At 66.7% G+C, this 22,948-nt stretch carries 20 protein-coding genes and 1 pseudogene; 9 read left to right on the top strand and 12 right to left on the bottom strand.

Annotated features, from left to right (window positions below; translation table 11 throughout):
- The 6 genes from FE811_RS18975 to iolG form a co-directional block, all read right to left on the bottom strand.
- Positions 1 to 509 (bottom strand): biotin carboxylase N-terminal domain-containing protein (locus tag FE811_RS18975; RefSeq protein WP_305034194.1); only part of this gene is annotated, 509 nt, incomplete at its 3' end.
- Between the two features lie 107 nt (positions 510 to 616).
- A complete protein-coding gene (locus tag FE811_RS18970) occupies positions 617 to 1,741 on the bottom strand; it encodes a Gfo/Idh/MocA family protein (protein WP_116220969.1) in 1,125 nt (374 codons plus the stop codon).
- A 236-nt stretch (positions 1,742 to 1,977) separates the two neighbouring features.
- Positions 1,978 to 2,946, bottom strand: a complete 969-nt coding sequence (locus FE811_RS18965; protein ID WP_116220970.1) for a hydroxyacid dehydrogenase — start codon at positions 2,944 to 2,946, stop codon at positions 1,978 to 1,980.
- Complete coding sequence (locus tag FE811_RS18960) at positions 2,946 to 3,764, bottom strand: HpcH/HpaI aldolase/citrate lyase family protein (protein WP_116220971.1); 819 nt, start codon at positions 3,762 to 3,764, stop codon at positions 2,946 to 2,948. The genes FE811_RS18965 and FE811_RS18960 overlap by 1 nt, the downstream gene beginning before the upstream one ends.
- A 14-nt stretch (positions 3,765 to 3,778) precedes the next feature.
- A complete protein-coding gene (locus FE811_RS18955) occupies positions 3,779 to 5,209 on the bottom strand; it encodes an NAD-dependent succinate-semialdehyde dehydrogenase (protein WP_116220972.1) in 1,431 nt (476 codons plus the stop codon).
- 3 nt (positions 5,210 to 5,212) lie between these two features.
- On the bottom strand, positions 5,213 to 6,220 hold the full coding sequence (gene iolG, locus FE811_RS18950) for an inositol 2-dehydrogenase (RefSeq protein ID WP_116220973.1): 1,008 nt from the start codon (positions 6,218 to 6,220) through the stop codon (positions 5,213 to 5,215).
- A gap of 115 nt (positions 6,221 to 6,335) precedes the next feature.
- Here iolG and iolD point away from each other — a divergent pair.
- From iolD to FE811_RS18905, 9 genes and pseudogenes are all read left to right on the top strand, one after another.
- A pseudogene (iolD, locus tag FE811_RS18945) lies at positions 6,336 to 8,207 on the top strand (3D-(3,5/4)-trihydroxycyclohexane-1,2-dione acylhydrolase (decyclizing)).
- The gene (gene iolE, locus FE811_RS18940) at positions 8,208 to 9,101 is read left to right on the top strand and encodes a myo-inosose-2 dehydratase (RefSeq protein ID WP_116220975.1); all 894 of its coding nucleotides are present in this window, start codon (positions 8,208 to 8,210) and stop codon (positions 9,099 to 9,101) included.
- Complete coding sequence (locus FE811_RS18935; protein WP_116220976.1) at positions 9,098 to 9,910, top strand: SDR family oxidoreductase; 813 nt, start codon at positions 9,098 to 9,100, stop codon at positions 9,908 to 9,910. Before iolE ends, FE811_RS18935 begins: the two co-directional genes overlap by 4 nt.
- Before the next feature lie 2 nt (positions 9,911 to 9,912).
- Positions 9,913 to 10,971, top strand: coding sequence for a sugar phosphate isomerase/epimerase (locus FE811_RS18930; RefSeq protein ID WP_116220977.1), 1,059 nt, complete (start codon positions 9,913 to 9,915; stop codon positions 10,969 to 10,971).
- 17 nt (positions 10,972 to 10,988) lie between these two features.
- Positions 10,989 to 12,122 (top strand): Gfo/Idh/MocA family protein, encoded by a 1,134-nt coding sequence (locus FE811_RS18925; RefSeq protein WP_116220978.1) that lies wholly within the window; start codon positions 10,989 to 10,991, stop codon positions 12,120 to 12,122.
- A 61-nt stretch (positions 12,123 to 12,183) separates the two neighbouring features.
- Complete coding sequence (iolC, locus tag FE811_RS18920) at positions 12,184 to 14,094, top strand: 5-dehydro-2-deoxygluconokinase (protein WP_140848400.1); 1,911 nt, start codon at positions 12,184 to 12,186, stop codon at positions 14,092 to 14,094.
- Positions 14,095 to 14,120: 26 nt separating this feature from the next.
- The gene (locus FE811_RS18915; RefSeq protein ID WP_036754022.1) at positions 14,121 to 14,312 is read left to right on the top strand and encodes a hypothetical protein; all 192 of its coding nucleotides are present in this window, start codon (positions 14,121 to 14,123) and stop codon (positions 14,310 to 14,312) included.
- A complete protein-coding gene (gene iolB, locus FE811_RS18910; protein WP_116220980.1) occupies positions 14,309 to 15,103 on the top strand; it encodes a 5-deoxy-glucuronate isomerase in 795 nt (264 codons plus the stop codon). Before FE811_RS18915 ends, iolB begins: the two co-directional genes overlap by 4 nt.
- Before the next feature lie 146 nt (positions 15,104 to 15,249).
- Positions 15,250 to 16,572 carry a hypothetical protein gene (locus tag FE811_RS18905; RefSeq protein ID WP_244294930.1) on the top strand — a complete coding sequence of 441 codons (1,323 nt, stop codon included), beginning with the start codon at positions 15,250 to 15,252 and terminating at the stop codon, positions 16,570 to 16,572.
- On the opposite strand, the gene FE811_RS18900 is transcribed toward FE811_RS18905, so the two are convergent.
- From FE811_RS18900 to FE811_RS18870, 6 genes are all read right to left on the bottom strand, one after another.
- Positions 16,544 to 17,095, bottom strand: coding sequence for a hypothetical protein (locus FE811_RS18900; RefSeq protein ID WP_116220982.1), 552 nt, complete (start codon positions 17,093 to 17,095; stop codon positions 16,544 to 16,546). The two genes, FE811_RS18905 and FE811_RS18900, sit on opposite strands and share 29 nt — an antisense overlap.
- Before the next feature lie 8 nt (positions 17,096 to 17,103).
- Positions 17,104 to 17,649 carry a hypothetical protein gene (locus tag FE811_RS18895; RefSeq protein ID WP_116220983.1) on the bottom strand — a complete coding sequence of 182 codons (546 nt, stop codon included), beginning with the start codon at positions 17,647 to 17,649 and terminating at the stop codon, positions 17,104 to 17,106.
- Entirely contained in the window at positions 17,646 to 18,143 is a 498-nt protein-coding gene (locus FE811_RS18890) for a hypothetical protein (protein WP_140848398.1), read from the bottom strand. Before FE811_RS18890 ends, FE811_RS18895 begins: the two co-directional genes overlap by 4 nt.
- A gap of 816 nt (positions 18,144 to 18,959) precedes the next feature.
- Positions 18,960 to 20,747 carry a TniQ family protein gene (locus FE811_RS18880; RefSeq protein ID WP_116220985.1) on the bottom strand — a complete coding sequence of 596 codons (1,788 nt, stop codon included), beginning with the start codon at positions 20,745 to 20,747 and terminating at the stop codon, positions 18,960 to 18,962.
- A 4-nt stretch (positions 20,748 to 20,751) separates the two neighbouring features.
- Entirely contained in the window at positions 20,752 to 21,768 is a 1,017-nt protein-coding gene (locus tag FE811_RS18875; protein ID WP_255469786.1) for an ATP-binding protein, read from the bottom strand.
- Positions 21,765 to 22,880, bottom strand: coding sequence for a Mu transposase C-terminal domain-containing protein (locus FE811_RS18870; RefSeq protein WP_255469785.1), 1,116 nt, complete (start codon positions 22,878 to 22,880; stop codon positions 21,765 to 21,767). Before FE811_RS18870 ends, FE811_RS18875 begins: the two co-directional genes overlap by 4 nt.
- Between the last annotated feature and the right edge of the window lie 68 nt (positions 22,881 to 22,948).

The raw sequence follows: 22,948 nt of genomic DNA, 5'->3' as shown, positions 1-22,948 counted from the left end.
CGCATGCCGCGCCCGCCGCCGCCCCAGGAGGCTTTCAGCATCAGGGGATAGCCGATCCCGGCCGCCTCGCGCCTGATCGCGTCGAAATCCTCGCCCAGCACCGCGGTCGCCGGGATCACCGGCACCCCGGCCGCGATGGCCACGCGCCGGGCGCTGGCCTTGTCGCCGAGCGCGCGCATGGTGTCCGAGGAAGGCCCGATGAAGGCGATCCCCGCCGCGGTGCAGGCATCGACGAAATCGGGGTTCTCGCTGAGCAGCCCATAGCCCGGATGGATGGCATCGGCGCCGGATTCCCTGGCGACGCGGATGATCTCGGCGATGCTGAGATAGGCCGCCACCGGCCCCAGGCCGCCGCCGATGCGGTAGGCCTCGTCCGCCTTGAAGCGGTGCAGGCTCAGCTTGTCTTCCTCGGCATAGACCGCGACCGTCTTCTTGCCCAGCTCGTTCGCAGCCCGCATCACGCGGATCGCTATCTCACCACGGTTCGCTATAAGAATCTTTCGGAACATGCGGAGCCCTTTCGAAAGGTGGGTGCCCGGCGCGCAGCCGGGCACCTGGGGGGAAGGGGCGAGGAGCGCCCCAGCCGATGCCGCGGGAGGGAGGCGGCAGCGGATTCTCAGGCCGTGACGGCCATCCACTGCCGCGTTGCGGAGGAGCGCTGGATCGTCTCGACCAGCCGCTGGATACGCAGACCGGCCGCGAAGCCGAAAGGCTCGGGGATCTCGCCGGCGATGGCGCGCAGATAGCCCTCGATCTCGATGGCCTTCAGGTCGTTGAAGCCGATCTGATGGCCGGGGGCGACGCAGAAGCGGCCATAGGGCGGGTGGTCGGGGCTCGCCTCGATGCGGCGGAAGCCGCGCCGGCCGGGTGCGTCGGCGGTCGAGTAGAAATGCAGCTCGTTGAAGCGTTCCTGGCTGAAGGCCAGCGCGCCCTTGGTGCCGTAGACCTCGAAATCATGCTGCATCTTGCGGCCGGTGGCGATCCAGTTGCCCTCGACCGAGCCTTGCGCGCCATTCGCGAAGCGCAGGAAGGCGCGGCCGACATCGTCTACGGTCACGGCACGCATGCCGCCCTGGCCGTCGGGGCGCTGGCCGATGATCGTGATGCAATCGCCCATCACCTGGGTGATCGGACCCAGCAGGAATTCGGCCGTGGCCAGCGCATGGCTGCCGATATCGGCCAGCGCGCCGCCACCCGCCGGATCGTGGCGGAAGGTCCAGGGGCCGTCGGCATCGGCCATGTAATCCTCGGCATGCAGCCCGCGATAGCCGCGGATATCGCCCAGTTCGCCCGCCGCGATCATCTCGCGCGCAAGCCGCAGCATCGGGTTGCAGAGATAGTTGAAGCCGACCTGGGTCTTGACGCCTTTGGCCGCCGCCGCATCCGCCATCTGGCGCGCATCCGAGGCCATCGGCGCCAGCGGTTTTTCGCAATAGACGTGCTTGCCGGCGGAAATGGCGGCCAGGGCCATTTCCTTGTGCAGCGCATTCGGCGCGGTGATGTCGATCACGTCGATCTGGGGGTTTTCGACCATGCTGCGCCAGTCGGCGGTGGCATGGGCAAAGCCGAAATCGGCGGCGGCACGGGCGGCGGCGTCCTCGGTGACGTCGGCGACCGTATGCAGTTCCGGCCGATAGGGCAGGTCGAAGACCTTCTGCGCGCTCGCAAAGCCGAAGACATGGGCCTTGCCCATGAAGCCGGTGCCGATCAGGCCGATACGCAGGACGGGTTTGTCAGACATGGACAGGATCCGGTTTGAAATGACGTTGCACTCAGCCGCCATCCAGATGGCGGACGAGACGGCTGATTGACGGGGTTTCGGCATGGCCGTGCGGCCGGGGGCCATTGCGCGGCGGTGCTGGAAGATCCTGCTCCAGGCGCCGTGGCAGGTCCGATATGAATGCGGCACCGCCGTAGCGGAGAACCGTCGCCTGCCCGACGACGGCTCCGAAAGCCGCAAGTCGGCGGTGCATCGTCTCAAGCATGGGCGAAAGCCGCATTGACGATGAGGCCGCGGTCGAGCGTGCCGTCCAGATAGTCGATCGCGTTCTGGATCGAGGCGATGGCCATGCGTTCGCCGCATTCGGCGGTCAGCCCGGCGATATGGGGCGACAGCACCGCGGTCGGCTGGCCGAACAAGGGCGAACCGCAGGGCGGCTCGTCGTCGAAGACATCGACCCCGGCAGCGCCGACCTGGCCCGAGGCCAGCGCCTCGGCCAGCGCCGCCTCGTCCACCACGCCGCCGCGCGCCGTATTGGCAAGGACGACACCCGGCTTCATCAGCGCGATCTCCCTTGCCCCCAGCACCGGCTTGTCGGCCCTGGGCACATGGATCGAGATGCAATCGGCCCAGGCCAGCCCCTCGTCCAGGTCGGCGATCTCTGCCACCGGACCTTCGGGCCAGCCCTTGCGCGAGAGATAGGGGTCGTGGGCGCGGACCGTCATCTCGAACCCGGCGGCCATGCGCGCAAGGCGCTGCCCGGTGCGGCCATAGCCGATGATCAGCAGGTTCTTGCCCGAGATTTCCTGCTGTTCCAGCCGGTTGCGCCAGCCCCATTGGCCGGGCTCGCGCACCGCGCGGTCGGCCAGCAGCACGCGCTTGGCCCCGGCCAGCAATTGCATCATTGCATGTTCGGCGACCGAGATCGAATTCACGTCGCCGACGATGGTCAGGGCGATGCCGCGTTCGTTCAGCGCGGCGAGATCGACGGCATCGTAGCCGACGCCGTGGCGCGAGACGACCTTCAGCCTGTCGGCCAGCGCCACGGTGGCGGCGGACAGCGGCTGGGTGCGGATCACAAGCGCATCGGCCTTGTGGATCAGCGGCGCGTAGGAGGGTTCCGAGATTTCCTCGACATAATCCACGGTGATGCCGCGGGCGGGGAGTTCGCGCAGCAGCGCCTCTCCCGCGGGATGCAGCTTTCCGGCAACAAGAAGATGCGGCATCAATAGGCTCCTTTCGTGGCGGAGGCGGGGGCGGAGGCGGGGTCGGAGCCGGTCAGGTCGCGCCAGGTCGCGACCGAGGCGCTGGCCGCGCCGGCCAGCAGGCGGGTGTCGCCGCCGACCGTGGTCAGGTCGAACCCCCAGCCGATGGCTTTCGCGGCATATTCCGGCGTGCCGCAATGCAGGCAGGCACGGATGCCGTTCGCCTTGCAGGCGTCCTTGATGCGTTGAAGCAGCGCGATCATCTCGGGCTCTTCGCGGTCGAAGCCGGGGGGCAGGCGGCCTTCCTGGGTGCCCAGCGTCAGGTCCGCGGGGCCGACATAGATGCCGTCGAGACCGGGGGTCGCCGCGATGGCGTCCAGGTTGTCCATGCCCTGCTGCGTTTCGACCATCGCCAGCGCGAGCACCTGCTCGTTCGCCGCCACGCCATAGCCGCCATAGGCGAAGGTGGCGCGGGTCGGGCCGAAGCTGCGCTGGCCATGCGGCGGATAGCGCATGTAGCTGACGAATTCCGCCGCCTCCTGGGCCGAGTTGACCATCGGGCAGATGATGCCCTGCGCGCCGGCGTCCAGCGCCTTCATGATCGCGCCCGGCTCGCGCCAGGGCACGCGGACCATCGGCGTCACGCCGGATGCCCGCATCGCCTGCAGCATGGGCAGCACGGCACTGTAGTCCAGCGCGCCGTGCTGGGCGTCGATGGTGATGCTGTCATAGCCCTGCGCCGCCATGATCTCGGCAGTCAGCGGGTTGCCGATGGACAGCCAGCCGTTGATCGCGGGGCGGCCCTCGGCCCAGTGTTGTTTCAGCTTGTTGGTGAACATCGCGTTTCCTCCCCTCAGAACACGATCTGCGCCAGCTTGGTGTCGAGGTAGTCCTCGATTCCCTCGATGCCGCCTTCGCGGCCCATGCCGGAATGGTTGGTGCCGCCGAAGGGCGCCTCGGATGCGGCCAGCGCAAAGCTGTTGATGCCGACCATGCCGGCCTTCAGCCCCGCCGCCATGCGCCGCGCCCGGTCGGGCGAGCGGGTGAAGGCGTAGGCGGACAGGCCCATGTCCGACGCGTTGGCGCGGGCGATCACCTCGTCCTCGGTCGAGAAGCGGGTGATGGCGGCGATGGGGCCGAAGTTCTCCTCGGCAAAGACTTTCATGTCGTCGCCGACATCGGTCAGCACGGTTGGCTCGAAGAAGAAGCCGCTGTTCAGATGCGCCGGGCGCTTGCCGCCATGGGCAAGCGTCGCGCCGTTGCGAAGGGCGTCGGCGACGATGGATTCAATCTCAGCCAGCCGTCCGCCATTGATCAGCGGACCCATGCCGGTTTCGGGGTCCAGCCCGTCGCCCAGCTTGATCTGCGCCGTGCGCGAAACGAAGCCCTCGACGAAGGCGTCGTGCAGGCTGTCATGGACGAAGATCCGGTCCGGGGTCACGCAGACCTGCCCGCAATTGGCGAACTTGGTCGGCACGGTCAGGTCCAGCGCGGCTTCCAGATCGGCGTCGTCATGGATGATCAGCGGCGCGTTGCCGCCAAGCTCCATCGAGACCTTCTTCACCGTATCGGCGGCGTCTCGGATCATCTGCTGGCCGACGCGGGTCGAGCCGGTCAGGCTGACCTTGCGCACCCGGCTGTCCGCCATGATCGGCGCGTAGGTATCGGCGGTCGAGCCGGTGACAAGGTTCACCGCGCCGTCGGGCAGTCCCGCCGCACGCAGGCAATCCACCATCACCATCGCCACGCCCGGCGTCTGCGAGGACGGGCGCAGCACCACCGGGCAGCCGGCGGCCAGCGCCGGGGCCAGCTTGCGAGCGGGCAGGGCGGCGGGGAAGTTCCAGGCGGTAAAGGCCCCGACGACGCCCACCGGCTCGCGCGTCACCTCGAAACGACCGCCGGGGACGCGGCTGTCGACGATGCGGCCATAGATGCGGCGCGCCTCCTCGGCGAACCAGCGGAACTGGTCGCAGGCAAGGGTCCATTCCCGGCCGGCCTGCGCGATGGGCTTGCCGGTCTCGGCCGAGATCATCCGCGCGGCCTCATCCGCGCGGCGGATCATCTCGTCCGCGGCCTTGTGCAGGGCTCCCGCGCGGCCGAAGCCACCCATCTCGCGCAGCTTGGGCAGGGCGCGTGCGGCAGCATCCAGTGCCGCCTGCGTGTCCTCGGCGGTGGCAAGGGTCACCCGACCCAGCGGTTTTTCCGTGACCGGAGACATGACCTCTCCGCTGACGGTGCCGGGGGTCCAGCGACCGTCGATGAACAGTCCGAATTGCGAATACATGGCTTATGCGATTTCCCTGGTTGCGACCGTGCGGCCCTCGGCGGCGGAACGGATCGCGGCCTCGGCCAGCAGCAGCGCCTGCCTGCCGTCCTCGAACCCGACCGGCACCGGCTTGCCTTGTTCGATGGCATCGACGAAGGCGCCGATCTCGGCCGCGAAGGCATCGGCGTAACGGTCGATGAAGAAATTCTTCAGCGGTGCGGCCCGGTCGGTGAATTCCGCGCCATAGAGCCGCACCTGATCCAGCGTCCGGTTTTCCGAAATCGCCATGCCGGCGCTGCCGAAGGCCTCGACGCGCTGGTCGTAGCCATAGACGGCACGGCGCGAGTTGGTGATGATTGCCTGCTTGCCCGATTCGGTCTTCAGGACAACGGTGACGGTGTCGTAATCGTCGCAGCGTTGCATCAGGGCCGGGTCGACCAGGCGCGAGCCGGTGGCGCTGACCTCGGTCACTTCCTCGCCCAGGATGAAGCGGGCCATGTCGAAATCATGGATGGTCATGTCGCGGAAGATGCCGCCCGAGGCCGCGATATAGGCGTCGGGCGCCATGCCCGGATCGCGCGAGGTGATCGTGACCTGGTGCAACTCGCCGATCCGGCCCGATTCGATGGCGTGCCGGACCCCGGCATGGCCACTGTCGAAGCGGCGCACGAAGCCCAGCATGATCGGCAGGCTGGTGCCGGCAATTTTCGTTGCGCAGGCATTTACCCGGCCCAGCGACAGGTCGATGGGCTTTTCGCACAGGATCGCCTTGCCCGCCGCGACCGACTGCTCGATCAGATCGGCATGGGTGGCGGTTGAACTGGCGATCAGCACCGCATCCACCTCGGCCGAGGCCAGCGCCGCCTCGACCGAATCGAATTGCGGCACGCCCAGTTGGGCTGCGACTTCGGCGGCTGCGGGGGCATGGATGTCATAGACGCCTGCCAGCCGGGCGCGCGGATGGGTGGCGATGTTTTCGGCATGCATGCGGCCGATGCGGCCGGTGCCGAGGACGGCGATTCCTGTCATGGGTTCCTCCCGAAATGCCTTTCGAACTCTTCCCGCAATAATCATTGCAGAACTATTGCATTGTCAATCATCATTCCGTATCGTCCAGAAAACACCATCCGCAGGAGGAGGCGAGATGCCACGCAAGACCGTGCGCCTGACCATGGCCCAGGCCCTTGTTCGTTACCTTTGCAACCAGTTCACCGAGATCGAGGGCGCGCGTGTCCCGCTGTTCGCGGGCGTCTTCGGCATCTTCGGCCATGGCAACGTGACCTGCCTTTCCGAGGCGCTGGAGCAGGTCCAGGACCAGCTGCCGACCTGGCGCGGCCAGAACGAACAGTCCATGGCGCTGGCCGCCATCGGCTTCGCCAAGGCCAAGCGTCGCCGCCAGGTGATGGTCGCCGCGACCTCGATCGGGCCGGGGGCGCTAAACATGGTGACGGCGGCAGGTGTCGCCATGGCGAACCGGCTGCCGGTGCTGCTGATCGCCGGCGACACCTTCGCGAATCGCCTGCCCGATCCTGTGCTGCAGCAGGTCGAGCATTTCGGCGACCCGACCATCACCGCGAACGATGCCTTCAAATCGGTCGTGCGCTACTAGGACCGCATCACGCTGCCCGAACAGCTGATCCAGTCGCTGCCGCAGGCGGTGGCGACCATGCTGGATCCCGCCGATTGCGGCCCGGCCTTCATCGGGCTGGCGCAGGACACGCAGGAACTGGCCTATGATTACCCCGAGGTTTTCTTTGAACCGCGCGTCTGGTCGATCCCGCGCCCGCGTCCCGACCGCGACGCGGTCGCGGCGGCGGCCGAACTGCTGAAAACGGCCAGGAAGCCGCTGATCATCTCGGGCGGCGGCGTGCGCTATTCGCTGGCCGAGGACGCCTTGGCGGATTTCGCCGCCAAGCGCGGCATCCCGGTGGTCGAGACCATCGCCGGCAAGGGAGCGCTGACCCATGACCATCCGGTCCATGCCGGGCCCATCGGCATCGTCGGCTCGACCTCGGCCAATGCGCTGGCGAAAGAGGCCGACGTGATCCTGGCCATCGGCACCCGGCTGCAGGATTTCACCACCGGCTCCTGGACGGCCTTTGCCGAGGATGCGCGGTTCATCTCGGTCAACGCGGCGCGCTTCGATGCCGTCAAGCATCGGTCGCTGGCGGTGGTCGGCGATGCGCTGGAAACCATCGGCGAGCTGGACGCGGCGCTTGGCGATTACGCGGCCGATGCCGGGCTGATGAAGCGCGCCAAGACCCTGTTCGCCGAATGGAACAAGCTGCTGGACGAGCATCAGGCGCCGACCAACGAGCTGGTGCCGTCCTATGCGCAGGTTGTCGGCGTGCTGAACAAGGTCGCCGGGCCGAACGACACGCTGATCGCCGCGGCGGGCGGCACGCCGGGCGAAGTGACCAAGGGCTGGCGGGTCAAGAACCCGAACACCTTCGACTGCGAATTCGGCTTTTCCTGCATGGGCTACGAGATCGCGGCCGGCTGGGGCTGCGCCATGGCGCAGGAGGGGCCGGGCGCGACCGGCGGCACACCCATCGTCATGCTGGGCGATGGCACCTACATGATGATGAACTCGGACATCTATTCGGCGGCGCTGACCGGGCACAAGATGGTCGTGGTGGTCTGCGACAACGGCGGCTTCGCGGTCATCAACCGGCTGCAGCAGGCCAAGGGCGTGCCGGGCTTCAACAACCTGCTGGCGGATTGCCGGATCCAGAACCGCGACAACCCGCTGCATGTCGATTTCGTGAAACATGCCGAGGCGATGGGCGCCCGCGCCGTCAAGGCCGAAAGCCTGGCCGATCTGGAGGGCGCGATGCAGGATGCGCTGGCCCATGACGGGGTGACGGTGGTCTTGATCGTCTCGGATGCCTGGAAATGGGTGCCGGGGGATGCGGATTGGGACGTCGGCGTGCCCGAGATCTCGAATTTCGAAACCGTCCGCGCCGCCCGTGCGGCGCAGGAAAAGATCCGCGAAGCGCAGCGCCTGGGTGTGTAAATGAAAGCGAAACTTGGCATCGCGCCGATCGCGTGGTGGAACGACGACCTGGCCGAACTGTCCGATGACGTCAGCCTGGAGGAATGCCTGCGGCAGGCGTCCGAGGCCGGCTTTACCGGGATGGAGACCGGCCGGCGCTTTCCGATGGACATGGCCGAACTGGGGCCGATCCTCGACCGTTTCGGCATCTCGGTCTGCGGCGGCTGGTTCTCGGGCCTGCTGCTGGACGGCGATATCGAGGTGGAAAAGGACCGCATCGCGCAGCAGATGGCGTTCTTCATCGCCGCCGGCGCGCCCTGCATCGTCTATGGCGAAACCGCACGCTCCATCCAGGGTGTGCGTTCCGCGCCGCTGGCTACCAAGCCGAAGCTGACCGAGGCCGAGATGGCCGCCTATGGTCGCAAGATCAGCGATTTCGCTGATTGGTGCGCGGGGCAGGGGATGCCGATTTCCTACCACCACCACATGGCGGCTGCGGTCGAGACCGAGGCAGAGCTCGACCTGCTGATGAAGCATTCCTCGGTGCCCCTGCTGTTCGATGCGGGCCACATGGCCTTTGCCGGCGGCGACGTAATGCGGGTGATCGAGAACCACCATGCCCGCATCACCCATGTCCATACCAAGGACATCCGCCGCGCGGTCGTGGACGGGCTGGACCGGACGCGCGAAAGCTTCCTCGATGCCGTCATCAAGGGCGCCTTCACCGTTCCGGGCGATGGCTCGCTGGATTTCGAGGCCATCGTCAAGGCATTGGCGGCCAAGGGCTACGAGGGCTGGTTCGTGGTCGAGGCCGAGCAGGATCCCGTCGCCAATCCCCCGCTGGAGATGGCGAAAAAGGGGCACAAGGAACTGCTGCGCGTGATGGCGGCGGCAGGCTATGAGGTGGTGAAATGAACCGCATCGATGGAAAGGTCGCCGTCGTCACCGGCGGCACGCAGGGGCTTGGCGCGGCCATAGCGCGGCTCTTTGCCGAAGCGGGTGCGGCGGGCATCGTGATCGTCGGCCGAGGCGTCGAGAAAGGGCAGGCGGTCGCGACCGAAATCACGGCGGCCACCGGCGTTCCGGTCGAGATGGTCGCCGCCGACCTGGGCAGGATCGAGGACGTGCAGGCCATCATCCCCGCCGCCGACCGACGCTTCGGCCGTGTGGACATTCTGGTCAACGCCGCCGGCCTGACCGACCGCGGCAACCTGCTGAACACCACGCCCGAACTCTTCGACCGCATGTTCGCGGTCAACACCCGCGCGCCGTTCTTCCTGATGCAGGACGCGGCCAAGGTGATGACCCGTGAGGGGATCGAGGGTCGGATCGTCAATATCGGTTCGATGTCCGCGCTTGTCGGGCAACCCTTTCTCGCACCCTATGCGGGTTCCAAGGGGGCCTTGGCGACGCTGACCCGCCATGCCGGCTTTGCGCTGATGCGCCATCGCATCCACGTCAACCAGCTGGACATCGGCTGGATGAACTCGGACCACGAACGCGCGCTGGTGCTGTCGGAGACGGGCGATCCCGATTTCATCGACCGGGCGGCGGCGCAGAAACCCTTTGGCCGCATCCTCGCCCCGAAGGAAGTCGCGCGCGCCGTCCTGTGGATGGCGTCCGACGACAGCGGCATGATGACCGGGGCGGTGATCCCCTTCGACCAGTCCGTCCATGGCGGCTATGAGGACGCGCCGGTCCCGGCGGCCAAACTGGAGGCATGACGATGCAGACCATCAAGGGGCCGGGCGTCTTCCTGGCCCAGTTCGCGGCCGATGACGCGCCCTACAACTCGCTGCCCAGCCTGGCGACATGGGCGGCCGACAAGGGCTTCAAGGGCGTCCAGATCCCGACCTGGGACACGCGCCTGATCGACATGGCGAAGGCCGCCGAAAGCGATGCCTATTGCGACGAGATCAAGGGGATGCTGGCCGATAACGGGCTCCAGATCACCGAATTCGCCTCGCATATCACCGGCCAGCTGGTGGCGGTGCATCCGGCCCATGACGTCATCATGGACAGCTTCGCGCCTGAACATGTGCGCGGCAACCCGACCGCGCGCCGCGCCTGGGCCGAGGAGCAGCTGCGTTTCGCCGCCCGCGCCTCGCAGCGGCTGGGGATCGACCGGCATGTCACCTTCTCGGGCGCGCTGCTGTGGCCCTACCTTTACCCCTATCCGCAATGGCCCGAGGGGTTGGTCGAGGAAGGTTTCGACGAACTAGCAATGCGTTGGGCGCCGATCCTCGATGATTTCGACGCGCATGGCGTGGATGTCTGCTACGAGATCCACCCCTGCGAGGATCTGCATGACGGCCATAGCTGGGAATATTTCCTGGAGAAGGTCGGGAACCATCCCCGCGCCAACCTGATGTATGACCCCAGCCATTTCGTGTTGCAGGCGCTGGATTACCTGGCCTTCATCGACCACTACCACGAGCGCATCAAGACCTTTCACGTCAAGGATGCCGAGTTCCGCCCGGACGGCAAGTCCGGCGCCTATGGCGGCTATCAGCCGTGGAGCAGGCGCGCAGGCCGCTTCCGCTCGCCCGGCGACGGGCAGGTCGATTTCGGGGCGATCTTCACCAAGCTGACGACCCATGGCTTCGACGGCTGGGCGGTGCTGGAATGGGAATGCTTCGTCAAGAACCCCGAGGACGGCGCCCGCGAAGGCGCGCAGTTCATCGCGGATCACATCATCCGGGTGTCGGACCGCGCCTTCGACGATTTCGTGAAATCCGGCGCCAATCGCAGCGCCAACCGGGCCATGCTCGGACTGGAGGAATGACCATGTTGCGTCTTGGAATGGTGGGCGGCGGGCAGGGCGCCTATATCGGCAATATCCATCGCCTCGCCTCGCGGCTGGACGGGCAATGGCAGCTGGTGGCCGGGGCCTTTGACGTCGATCCCGAGCGTGGCCGCGCCTTCGCGATCTCGCAGGGGCTCGACCCCGCACGCAGCTATGGCACCTATCAGGAACTGATCGCGGGCGAGGCCGGGCGCGAGGATCGCGTCGATGCGGTGGCGATCTGCACGCCGAACTTCACCCATTACCCGATCGCCAAGGCGCTGATCGAGGCGGGCTTCGACGTGATCTGCGAAAAGCCCCTGACCGCGACGCTGGAGGATGCCGTGGCGCTGGAAAAGCTGGCGCGAGAGAGTGGCCGCTTCGTCGGCGTGACCTATACCTATTCCGGCTATCCGATGGTCCACGAGGCCCGCGTCCGCGTCGCCCGCGGCGAGTTGGGTGCGATCCGCACGGTGCAGGTCGAATATCCGCTGGAATGGATGGCGACCGCCATCGAGCAGTCGGGCAATGCCCAGGCCGCCTGGCGCACCGATCCCAAAAAGAACGGCCGCGGCGGCTCCATCGGCGACATCGGCACCCATGCCTATCACCTGGCGGGCTTCGTCACCGGCTTGACGCTGGAAAGCCTGACCGCCGACCTGGCGACCTTCGTCGGCGGCCGGGCGCTGGACGACAACGCCCATGTGATGATGCGCTATCAGGGCGGGGCGCGGGGCTTGCTGTGGTCCTCGCAGGTGGCCATCGGCAATTCCAACGGCGTGCGGCTGCGGGTGTTCGGCGAAAAAGGCTCGCTGCAATGGTTCCAGGAGCAGCCGAACGAGTTGGTCTTCACGCCGCTGGACGGCCGGGTGCAGATCATCAAGCGCGGCGCCGATGATCTGTCCGAGGACGCCAAGCTGCGCATCCGCACGCCCCCCGGCCATCCCGAGGGCTATCTGGAGGCCTTTGCCAACCTTTATGCCGGTTTCGCCGAGGCGATCCGCGCCCGGCAAGAAGGGCGCGAGCCCAACCTGCTGGGGCAGAACCTGCCGCTGGTCTATGACGGGCTGAAAGGCGTGGCCTTCGTCGAGGCGGTCGTGGACAGCCATGAGGCCGAGGGCCAGCCCTGGCTGACGCCCGTGGCGGTCTGACGGCAGCGGCCCCTGTTTGGGGGCCGCACATCGCGCCAAAGCGGTCAGGGGAGGGGGAACCATGAAGACTCTCGACATCATCACGCTCGGCCGTTCGTCGGTCGATTTGTATGGCCAGCAGGTTGGTGGCCGTTTGGAGGACATGGGGTCGTTTGCGAAGTATGTTGGCGGGTCTCCGACGAACATCGCCTGCGGGACGGCGCGGCTGGGGCTGCGCGCGGCGGTGATCACGCGGGTCGGCGACGAGCACATGGGCCGGTTCATCCGCGAGCAGCTTTCGCGCGAAGGCGTCGACACCCGCGGCGTCGCCACCGATCCCGAGCGGCTGACGGCGCTGGTGCTCTTGGGCATCCGCGACGAGGACAGCTTCCCGCTGATCTTTTACCGCGAGAACTGCGCCGACATGGCCTTGTGCGAGGCCGACATCGACGAAGGCTTCATCGCCGAGGCCCGGGCGCTGGTCGCGACCGGGACGCATCTATCGCATCCGCGCACCGAGGCGGCGGTGCTGAAGGCGCTGGCGCTGGCAAGGAAGCACGGCGCGCGGACGGCGCTCGACATCGACTATCGCCCGAACCTCTGGGGCGTCGCCGGGCATGGCGCGGGCGAGAGCCGCTTCGTGGAAAGCGCCGCGGTGACGGCGAAGCTGCAATCGACGCTGCATCTCTTCGACCTGATCGTCGGCACCGAGGAGGAATTCCACATCGCCGGCGGCACCACCGACACCATCGCGGCGCTGCGCGCGGTCCGCGCCGTCAGCACCGCCACGCTGGTCTGCAAGCGCGGCGCAGCGGGCGCGGTGGCCTTCGAGGGCGCGATCCCGGACAGCCTCGACGAAGGCCAGGCCGGCCCCGGCTTCCCCATCGAGGTCTTCAACGTGCTGGGGGCGGGCGACGGCTTCTTCTCGGGGCTGATGAAGGGCTGGCTCGACGGCGAGGATTGGCCGCGCACGCTGGAATACGCCAATGCCTGCGGCGCCTTCGCGGTCTCGCGCCACGGCTGCTCGCCGGCCTATCCGTCGCTGGCGGAACTGGAGTTCTTCCTCAGGCGCGGGGTGCTGCGGCCGGACCTGCGCAACGATGCCGAGCTGGAGCAGATCCATTGGGCCACCAACCGCCAGGGCCGGATGGGCGGCGACTGGTCGACCATGCGGGTCTTTGCCTTCGACCATCGTGTCCAGCTGGAAGAGATGCCGGGCTACACGCTGGAAAAAGGCGCCGCGTTCAAGGAGCTGTGCCTGCAAGCCGCCCTGAAGGTCGCCGACGGGCGCCCGGGCCATGGCATCCTCTGCGACGACCGCATCGGGCGGCGGGCGCTGCATGCGGCCTCGGGGACGGGGCTGTGGATCGGGCGGCCCTGCGAATGGCCCGGCTCGCGGCCGCTGCAGCTGGAGCCGGACCTAGGCCCGGATTGCGGTGCCCTGTCCGAATGGGCGCGCGAGCAGGTGGTCAAGGTGCTGTGCTTCTGCCATCCCGATGATGACGCGGAAACCCGCGCCGCGCAGGAGGCCACGGTCAAGCGGCTGTTCGCGGCGGCGCGGCGCAACGGGCTGGAATTCCTGCTGGAGATCATCCCCTCCAAGGTCGGGCCGGTGGACGAGCAGACCACCGCCACGCTGATCCGGCAGTTCTACGCCATCGGCGTCTATCCCGACTGGTGGAAGCTCGAGCCGATGCAGACCCGCGCAGCCTGGGCCAACGCCATCGCCGCGATCGAGGAGCACGACCGCCACACCCGCGGCATCATGGTGCTGGGGCTGGACGCGCCGGAGGCGGAACTGCGCGCCAGCTTCCAGGTCGCGGCCGGCTTTCCGCTGGTCAAGGGCTTCGCCGTCGGCCGGACGATCTTCGGCGAGGTCGCGCGGCAATGGCTGAAGGGCGAGATGGACGACGCAGCGGCGGTCGAGGAGATGGCGGCGCGCTATCAAAACCTGTGCGGGATCTGGGACGAGGCGCGCGAAAAGGCGCGCTGACCTGATCTGAACCCAAAGGTCTGACAATGTTCGATCTTGACGACATGTTCTATCGCCCGTTCTGGATCCGGCTGCTGCTGGTCGCACTGGCCCTGGGCTGGGGGCTGTTCGAATTCCTCTCGGGCGCGCCCTTCTTCGGCGTGATCTTTGTCGCCATCGGGCTTTACGCAGGCTGGCGCTTTTTCGTGACATTCAACCCACTCGGGGGAGACAGATGAGCGACCTGCTGCTGAGACCGCCTGCCACGAAAGGCAAGATCTACGACGTCACGCCGCAATCCGCCGGCTGGAAATATGTCAGCTTCGGCCTTTACCGGCTGGGTTCCGGCGAGACCGCGACCGAGGATACCGGCGGCAACGAGGTCATCCTGGTCATGGTCGAGGGCAAGGCCAGGTTTCGGGCCGCCGGGCAGGACTGGGGCGTGCTGGGGGACCGGATGGATGTCTTCGAGAGGACACCACCGCATTGCCTCTATGTCCCGAACGGCAAGGACTGGGCGGCCGAGGCCGAGACCGATTGCGTGATCGCCATTTGCTCGGCGCCGGGGAAAGGCGGGCACGCGGCGCGCCGCATCGGCCCCGAGGGCATCACCCTGACCCAGCGCGGCGAGGGCACCAACACCCGCTTCATCAACAACATCGCCATGGAGGCCGAGGACTATTGCGACAGCCTGCTGGTCACCGAGGTCTTCACCCCCGCCGGCCACTGGTCGAGCTACCCAAGCCATCGCCATGACGAGGACGACTTCCCCCGTATCACCTATCTCGAGGAGACCTATTACCACCGCCTGAACCCGGCCACCGGCTGGGCGTTGCAGCGGGTCTATACCGACGACGGCAGCCTCGACGAGGTGATGGCGGTGCGCGACGGCGACGTCACCCTGGTCCCCCGCGGCCACCACCCCTGCGGCGCCCCATACGGCTTCGAGCTCTACTACCTCAACGTCATGGCCGGGCCGCGCAGGAACTGGCGCTTCGTCCCCGCGCCAGAGGTCGAACATCTATTTTAGGCTGGGTGATGGATGCCTGCAATGATCCTGGTCGCGATCCTGATCAATGTGGGAGACGGAGCCGAGTGGCCTTGGCCGCCCACGCCGATGACGCCCAGTCCTGAACCCGGCTTGCGATGCGCGGGCGATCCTGCAATCCTGCGGCCATGACCGGGGACCTGCATATCCTGCGCCAGCATGTCCTGCTGGCGGCGCGGCTGTTTCGGAACTACGGCGCGGTGCTGGCCGCCACCTGGCTGGCGGGCGGGCTGCTGGGCACCGTGCTGATGATGCTGGCGGTCGAGATCGGCTTCGCCGACCGGCTGGCCGGGCTGATCGCGCTGGTGCCGGTGATCCTGCTGCAGCTGGTGCTGTTCGTCGCCATGTTCGTCATCCTGCGCGACGGGCTGCCGGTGCTGCGCTTTCGCGCAAGGCGCCGCCGCGAGGCGCCGCCCGCCGGGGAAGGCGCTGCCGAAGCTCCGGGCATCGGCATGCTGGCCGGGGCGCTTCTGGCGGTGCTGATCCCGTTCTACGGCTATTATGCCGGCTGGGGCCTGCTCGGGAACACGCTGCGCGACTATTCCAAGGCGTTCCTTTCCACCTCGATGGAGCGCATCGACTTCTCGGACGTCTCGCCCGAGCGGGCGCCCACCGCGCTCGAGGTGCAGAGCACGCTCTGGGTGGTGGTGGCCGTGCTGCTGATCTGGGCGGTCCGGCGTGGCGCCAAGGCCATGCACAAGCGCAGCGAGGCCGGGATCTGGCCGCTGCTGGTCGTCGCCTGCGAGGCGAGCTGGGCGGTGCTGGGCCTTTACGTCATCTCGGGCTGGCAGGAGGGCTTCGTCGCATGGCTGGCCCAGCTGCCCTCGCCGGGCGAATTCTGGCAGAACCTGTTTCCCCCGGCCGCGGCCGAGGTGGTCGATGCCGCGCGCCGCCCGGTGGATTGGCCGCCCGTCTTCCAGCCGTGGCCCTGGCTGGAGCGGCTGTTCTGGTATGCGCTGCTGCCGCTGATCTGGTTCAACCTCGGCGCCATCGTCTATGGCCACGACCTGAACATGATGGCCGAGGAAACGCGGCGCTCTGCCGGCAAGGTGCTGGACCGCTGGCAGGGGCTGCCAAAGCCGCTGACCGACTTCCTCGGGCATTTCTGGGCCGGGCTGGTCAAGCGCTGGCATGCGGTGGCGAACGGCGTGCTGCTGGCCGGGTCGGCGGGCTTCGCACTGACCGTCTCGGTGCTGGTGCTGTGGCGGCTGGCCGACTGGGCGGGCCGCTGGGCCTGGGTCGGGCTGGCCGAGCTGATCGGGCCGCAGGACCTGTCGGTCTGGCAGGTGGCGCAATATCCGCTGGGCCTGCTTTTCGGCGCGCCGGGCCAGCCGCAGCAGGGCGTGGTGGTCTGCGTCCTGCAGTTCTGCATCCTTGCCGCCGGGTTGGAGCTGGCCGGGCGCGCCCAAGCGGAAAAGGCAGCTACTGCAGATCGCGCAGAACCGGCGTGACCGCGAATTCCAGCGCCTCGGGCCGCGTCCCCCAGGCCGAGACGCGCAGCCGCGCACCCTTCAGCAATTCGGAGGGCACCAGGAAAAGCTGGTCCGACAGGAATTCCTGCCCGTCCGGCGGCGGGTCATAGGGAATGGGGTTGCAGCGCCCCTTGCTCTCGCCATCGGGGGAAAGCACCCGGACGGCACCCTCGGAATCGGCGCTGATCAGCGGCAGCCAGACCTGATCCGCCGCGTCGCGCAGGCTGATGTCGCAACCGGCCCAGCCCTGCCGCGCCGCCTCGGGACCGCGCAGCGCCAGACGGACCAGCACCAGCGCCCGCTCGGACAGGTTGGGCGCGCTTCCCGCCCAGACCTGATCGACCCGGACATGCACGCCCCGCAGCTCGGCCCCCGCCTCGCCGGCCTGCACCACCCGCCATTCGCGGGCGCGGCGCAGGTCGGTGATCTCGGTCCAGCCCCCGACCACCACGTTGGCGAGCAGCAGGACCGCGGCAAGGAGGATCCACAGCAGATGTCTCATGAGAGGTCTCATGGCTCGAACCGGATAACCGGCTGGCGCTCGGGCAGGGCCGGCGGGGCCAGGTGCAGGGCGCTGTCGAAAACCGCGGTGAAGCTGCCCGTCAACACCAGCGCGCCCCCCGCCACCTCGTCCTCGGGCAGCTCGAAGACCGCAACGGCGTGGTTGCCCAGGCCGGGCTGGAACCAGCGGCTTTCCAGCCCGCGCGGAATGTCCTCGGCGCGACGGGACAGCGCGTAGCGCCGCCCGCTCGCGCCCTGCCAGACGGCGTCGAGGCGCTGCGAGGTCCCAATGGCCTCGGCCTCGATTTCGGCGATCAGGAACACGCCGTCGCTGTCGCGGACCAGGTCGCGGCCATAGCGGCGAAAGGCGATGCGATCGGCCAGGCGCAGGCCGGTGAAGCGGGCGCGGAAGCTGCGCGCCTCGCCCGTCGCGCCCGCCGCGACGGCACTGGGGAACGGCTGCACGACGCTGTTGTAGTCGGGCGCGGTCTGCATCATCGCGCCCAGCAGCGCGGCCCCGGCCAGCACGAGGGCGATGCTGCCGGCGCGGATCATGGCGCCCCCTCCGGGACCATGGACATGCGGGCGACAGGCTGGAACAGCAGCCAACTCGCCTTGCCATAGAGATTGTCCCTGAGCTTGAAGGTCTGCCGGTGGAAGGTCAGCGAGACCGGGCCGGGCTGCCAGTCCGGCGGCACCTGCCAGGCCAGCGTCACCCGCTCGGCCACGCGCGGATGCAGCTGCACCAGCAACTCGCCATCGCGGTCCAGCGTGATCTCCGGCTCGGGCCAGGCGACGCCGCCGGCGGCAAGCGCGGGCGGGTGCGGCGGAAAGCCGAAGACGGCGACCTGGCTCTCTCCGGTCAGGTTCAGCAGCCGGGCGCGCAGCAGCAGCTGCTCGGGCTCGCCCTCGCGCCTGGGCGGTGCCAGCGTCAAGGCCAGCGGCGTGATCTCGACCCGGCCCAGATCGACCGGCTGGCCGGCCGCGACCTCGGGCGGATCCCGTGGCGCCCTTGCCTCCTCGACCTGGAGCCAGAGACCGACGAGCACCGCAGCCGCAACCCCGATCGAGGCGGCCAGTCGTAGCCTCAGACGCCGAAACAGAGAGGTCTGCCGCGTTTCCGTCATGCAGGGATTAAGGCCCAGGCCCCCGCGCCAACACAAGATTCATCGGCAGACGGTCGGCGGAATCCGGCCTTCCGGCATCGTCAACACGAGGCAGGGGGACGGCGTCGGGTTGCCGGGTCGTCGCTGTCCAGCGAGGCGATGGTGATGCCGGTCTTTGCGACAAAGGGCTTGTAACAGGCCTCGACCTGGTTGTGACCGTAGGTACCGCCCAGGACATGTCGGTCAGCCTACACAATGTGCTCCGGACGCTGGAAAACCCGCTCGAAGCCCTGCACCTGGCCGCCATATTAGCCGCCAGGATGCGTCGAGACTGATCCCAGCGAGAACCACGACCGCGCCTGTGCTTCCCAATGCGACGAAAAGAACCGACTAGACGCGAACCTGGTGCACGGTAGGTCTGCTTCCATGGACACCCCACCGGATGTCCTCTGGATAGCCAAGCGAGACATTGACCACGGGGGTCCGGCCGACCGTGCCCGTTCATCGAAGCTGAGATGCGAGGCCAAGAGGGCTTCTCCTTGAATTGCAACTGCCTGAAAACTGAAATGACGGCCAATAAGAGGCCATGGCCGTAAAATTTCTTCATTGGAATCAATGACTGTTTTCGCATCCGGCGGCGGTTCTGTTCCATTCCGAGGGCAAATAACGCCCATCGAAACTCGCCTGTGACCTCTGATACGCAACAAAAAAAAGCCGCCCATGATGGGCGGCTCGCAAGACTTCAGGCTTGGATAAGGGTCAGATGTCGGATCGGCGGAAGATTTGAGTCGCCAAGGGCATGCCTGACAGAATCGGCAAGATCCCGCGCTGCTGCAAGGCTGCATGCATTTCCGCGATCGTCGTGCCTTCAGCTTCGGCCAGTTCGCGGATCGAGATATGGTCGTGCCGGAACCGTTCGAAGTCGGGCTTCGCGACCTGATGGCGACGTTTCAGCGGGCCGATGAGCGGCACAACGCGCCGGATGATCGGCGCTCCGCTCTCGTCGGGAATGCGCATGATGTTCTCGAGGATCTTCACCTCGACGCTTAGTTCCTTTGCCGCGTCTTCCTTCGAGATTGCGGCCGTCATCGGTGGCGCCTCCAGGATGCGCAGCAACTGGCGTTCATCGATCAGCAGGCCATCGAAATCGGTTCGCCCGACCAGGCCATAGAGGTCGAGGCTCCCGGACAGGACCAGCCGAATGATCCGGTCGATTTGCCAATGTGCGTGGCGCGCGGCCGCGCTCAGGGTGGCGAACTGCACGGGGACAACCTCAAGGGTGGTGGCGTTTTCGAAGAGAATGGCCAGAAGGTCGTTGACTGAGTCCAAGCTGACCCGCTTCAGGGCATCCGCGTCGCGATCGAAAATAATCCTGTCGCCCAAGACCCTTTCGACCAGTCCCGCATTGAGGATCGCCGCTGCCGTCGTCGTGTCGCAGCCAAGATGGGCGGAGAGTGCGTTGGCGGGAACCGATCCCCGCAACTCGCACGCGATAGCTTCGCTTTCGACCGCATCGAAGGTAAGCGCATTCAAAGGTCGGCCGTCATCTGCCGACAACAGCCCCAACCCGGCGAATACATCTTTCACCTGCAACTTGGGCATGCCGGACACCGCGGAGAGTGTGGCCAGGTCATGTCGACGCCGCGCAGGCAGCACCTCCCCGAAGATCTCATCCCCGGCTGCGAGAGGGACATTGTAAAGGAGGAACGACCGCACCAGCGGGCGGAGCGGGGACAGATCCTCGTTCAGCCTTACCGCGTCATAGAGCCTGCCCAAGGCACGGGCGGGGGTGTTGACGCGGGCCTTTTGGCCCCGTTGGCACAGAATATCGTCGAGGGCCTTCAGGATGCCCGCCTCGCCCCGCCGCAGCGCTTCGAAGCCGATCCGGCAAGCATCCCCGAGGTCGCCGGTCGCGTGATCCCGCATGGCATTCCCCAGGCAGCTCGAAATGCCCATGACCTGATCGAGACGACAACCGTCCGGCCACAGCGGTTCGCACGTGGAGCCGGCCAACCGATCCTCGACATAGCGCTGCAAGGGTCCGGGTGTCATCGGCGTGGCCGCATCGCAAAGCGCTCGCAGCGCTGCGGGGTCGGGGAACGAGACAGACGGCACCAGCGCGTCGAAATGCACGTCGGTCGGTGTCGTGATCAGAGCAATGCCGTGGCGATCACAGCAGATGGTGCTGTTGAATTGCCAGATAACACGGCTGTGCCGGAATCCGTCCTCCAGCAGACAAAGCGGGCAGAATACCGTTTCGCGGCGGCAAAGCATGGACGGTTTGAACACCTCGTGCCGAAACCGCCGCATATTCCCATCATGCCTGAAGATCGCGGAAGCCTCCAACGCCGACGCTTCGCCGCCGAAGAGATCGGTGAGACGGGCAAGCACCGCCAAGTCCTTCACCGGTTCGACGTCCTCCTGAGGGAAGCCGACGACCCTCAGCAGCTCCGGCAGACAATGCCCCGCCTGAACCTGGGCGGAACGATCCGCCCAGGACAGAATGGTTTCACCCGGGATGATCGGGATATGAGGCAACATCGGCATGGGATCAGCCCTGACGCAAGGCGCGGCGTTGCCGTGCCGTGCGCGACGCGTCGAACTCCGCAGCTTGCGCATCCAGTTCGAACCGATGCCAGTCCGGCGAAACGAAGACGTTGCGGTCCCAGGCGCACATCTCCTGCATGCCCCAGGCTTCGGCGAAATGCTGGCGCCCAAGGACAGTATCACCCTCGAAAAGCGCCCGTTCGATGGCATTGATCGTGGTTTCCACCGCCCGGCCGAACCGGTGCCGGCTGCCATGGATCAAGCGACTGACAACCGACCCCGAGCCATCGAAGGTCAGCCCCGCCGCTGCGCAGTAGTCGCAGATCACCTCGGTCAGGCCACCATTGTCTGCCCCGATCTGCAGATCACCCGGAATGATCTTGGTGAACCGGCGATTGACCTGGGGGTCATAGCCGGCAATCTCGATCAGGCGTTCGGTGCCGCTCAGGATGACCACCACGGAATTCGGACCTTTCATCAGGCCCTTGATCATCTTGAGCATATCATCGATTTCCCGGGTCGATCGGGACAGGAACAAATCCTGCGCCTCATCGAGCCAGATCGTTGTTGCACCGGTCGCCGCGATCCGGTTCTTCACCAGATCGAGCAGTTCCCAGGCGCTGGTGCGGGACGATACCCTGGTCAGGCCCATTTCCCGCAACAGGGCACGCAGGATGCTGCGCAGGGTCGCGGGGCTTTCGACCTGCACCTGGAGGACACGGGGTGCCCCGGTGTCAGGATGGGTGCCCAAGGCCGGGAATTCCTGCAAGACATTGCGGATGGCGGTGGTCTTCCCGCCGCCCGCCGGCTCAATGAGGATGATACCGCGGCTTTCCAGTCCCGCCGTGAAGCGGACAGGTTCGGCGGTGATCTGCCCGGTCTGGTCGACGTGCAGAAGGCGGCAAAGTTGGGCCTGAACCTCCCGGTCGCGTTCGGTGACGACATGGCGCGCGCGAAGCTGCGCCATGACGGGGGCAATGGCGATATAACGGGTCTGGGTATCGGTGTTCATCATCGTCATCCTTTTGCCTTGCCATCGAATTTCGGGCCGCGATCGGGCTTGGGAAGCGCGGCCGCTTCGCTTCCGACGTCCTTCATGGGCGCACGAGGCTGAATGGTCCGTCCATAGTTGTCAGCGGGCTGATGGGTGCGCGGGGTATCGGGCCGCACCTCGAAGCTCATCATCACCTCCTCGCGCGCGAGGACGCGTTCTTTCGACCAGTCCTGATTGATGACCTGGTATTCCAGCTGCTGGCGGTGGTTCATCGCCTGAATATCCTTGATCGCGGCATGGACAACGCTTTCATCGAAGGCCTGGCGCTTCGGATCACTTGCACGCAATGCCCGAACCGAGGCGTCCCATTCCGCAGCGCTGAGGCCATCGAGCGCTTGGCCAAGCAGGCCATTGCGATGAACGCTGCGCGCTTCGATCCAGCGGTTTTCGACGCAGACAGCGATCCTGCCGATATCGGTATGGTCCCAGCGGACCTCGACATCGTGATCCCCATGGGACAGGTGCCTGTGCGCCAGCACTTCATCGTGATAGCGAATGCCGCCGACGGTGATGCCGGTCTTGCTCAGCTGTCGCACGATCGGAACCCCGAAGGCGATCCGGGTGGTGGCGCGGGTTGGCAAGGCGTGAAGCGGATAGTTGCCGTCCTCCATGTCACGGCCCCACTGTTGCAGCGGCGTCAGGCCTCCAAGCCCTTCATGCGGCGTGTTGTGGTAGATATCGACGACCCAACGCACGATGGCGTAGCCCAGCTGTTCGGTGGTCAGGCAGGCCCGCTCTTCCGAAGGATGATCGCCGCGCTCAAGGACGTTAGAGAAGACCCGACCGGACAGACGCGAAAACAGGCTCATGATGGCGGTGCGGAACAGCCGCTCGATCATCCCCCGCATGCCGGGAGCGCCGGCAACGGTCCGCAGGAGGCCGATACCGAGATTGGCACAGGTGTCCGTAAACTCGGTGGACCGGAATACGCCATTGTCCGTCACCAGACCTTCGGGCTTGCCGCGATGCGACCACGGGGTCAACGCGCCTACGGCATCTGCAAACTCACCCTTGTCCTCCAGGACCATGCGCAGGCATTCGCTTGCGGCGGTCGTCTTCGGCTCGTTGGTGAGCTTCATCCCAAGGAGCATGCGGGTGCGGCAGTCGATTGCGAATACCAGCTGTCAACGGCGGAGTAAAACCCGGC

Source organism: Paracoccus sp. FO-3, assembly GCF_006386455.1.
Lineage (GTDB): Bacteria > Pseudomonadota > Alphaproteobacteria > Rhodobacterales > Rhodobacteraceae > Paracoccus > Paracoccus versutus.
Note: the sequence above shows the minus strand (reverse complement) of the source record. Positions and strands in the feature narration are given on the sequence as shown.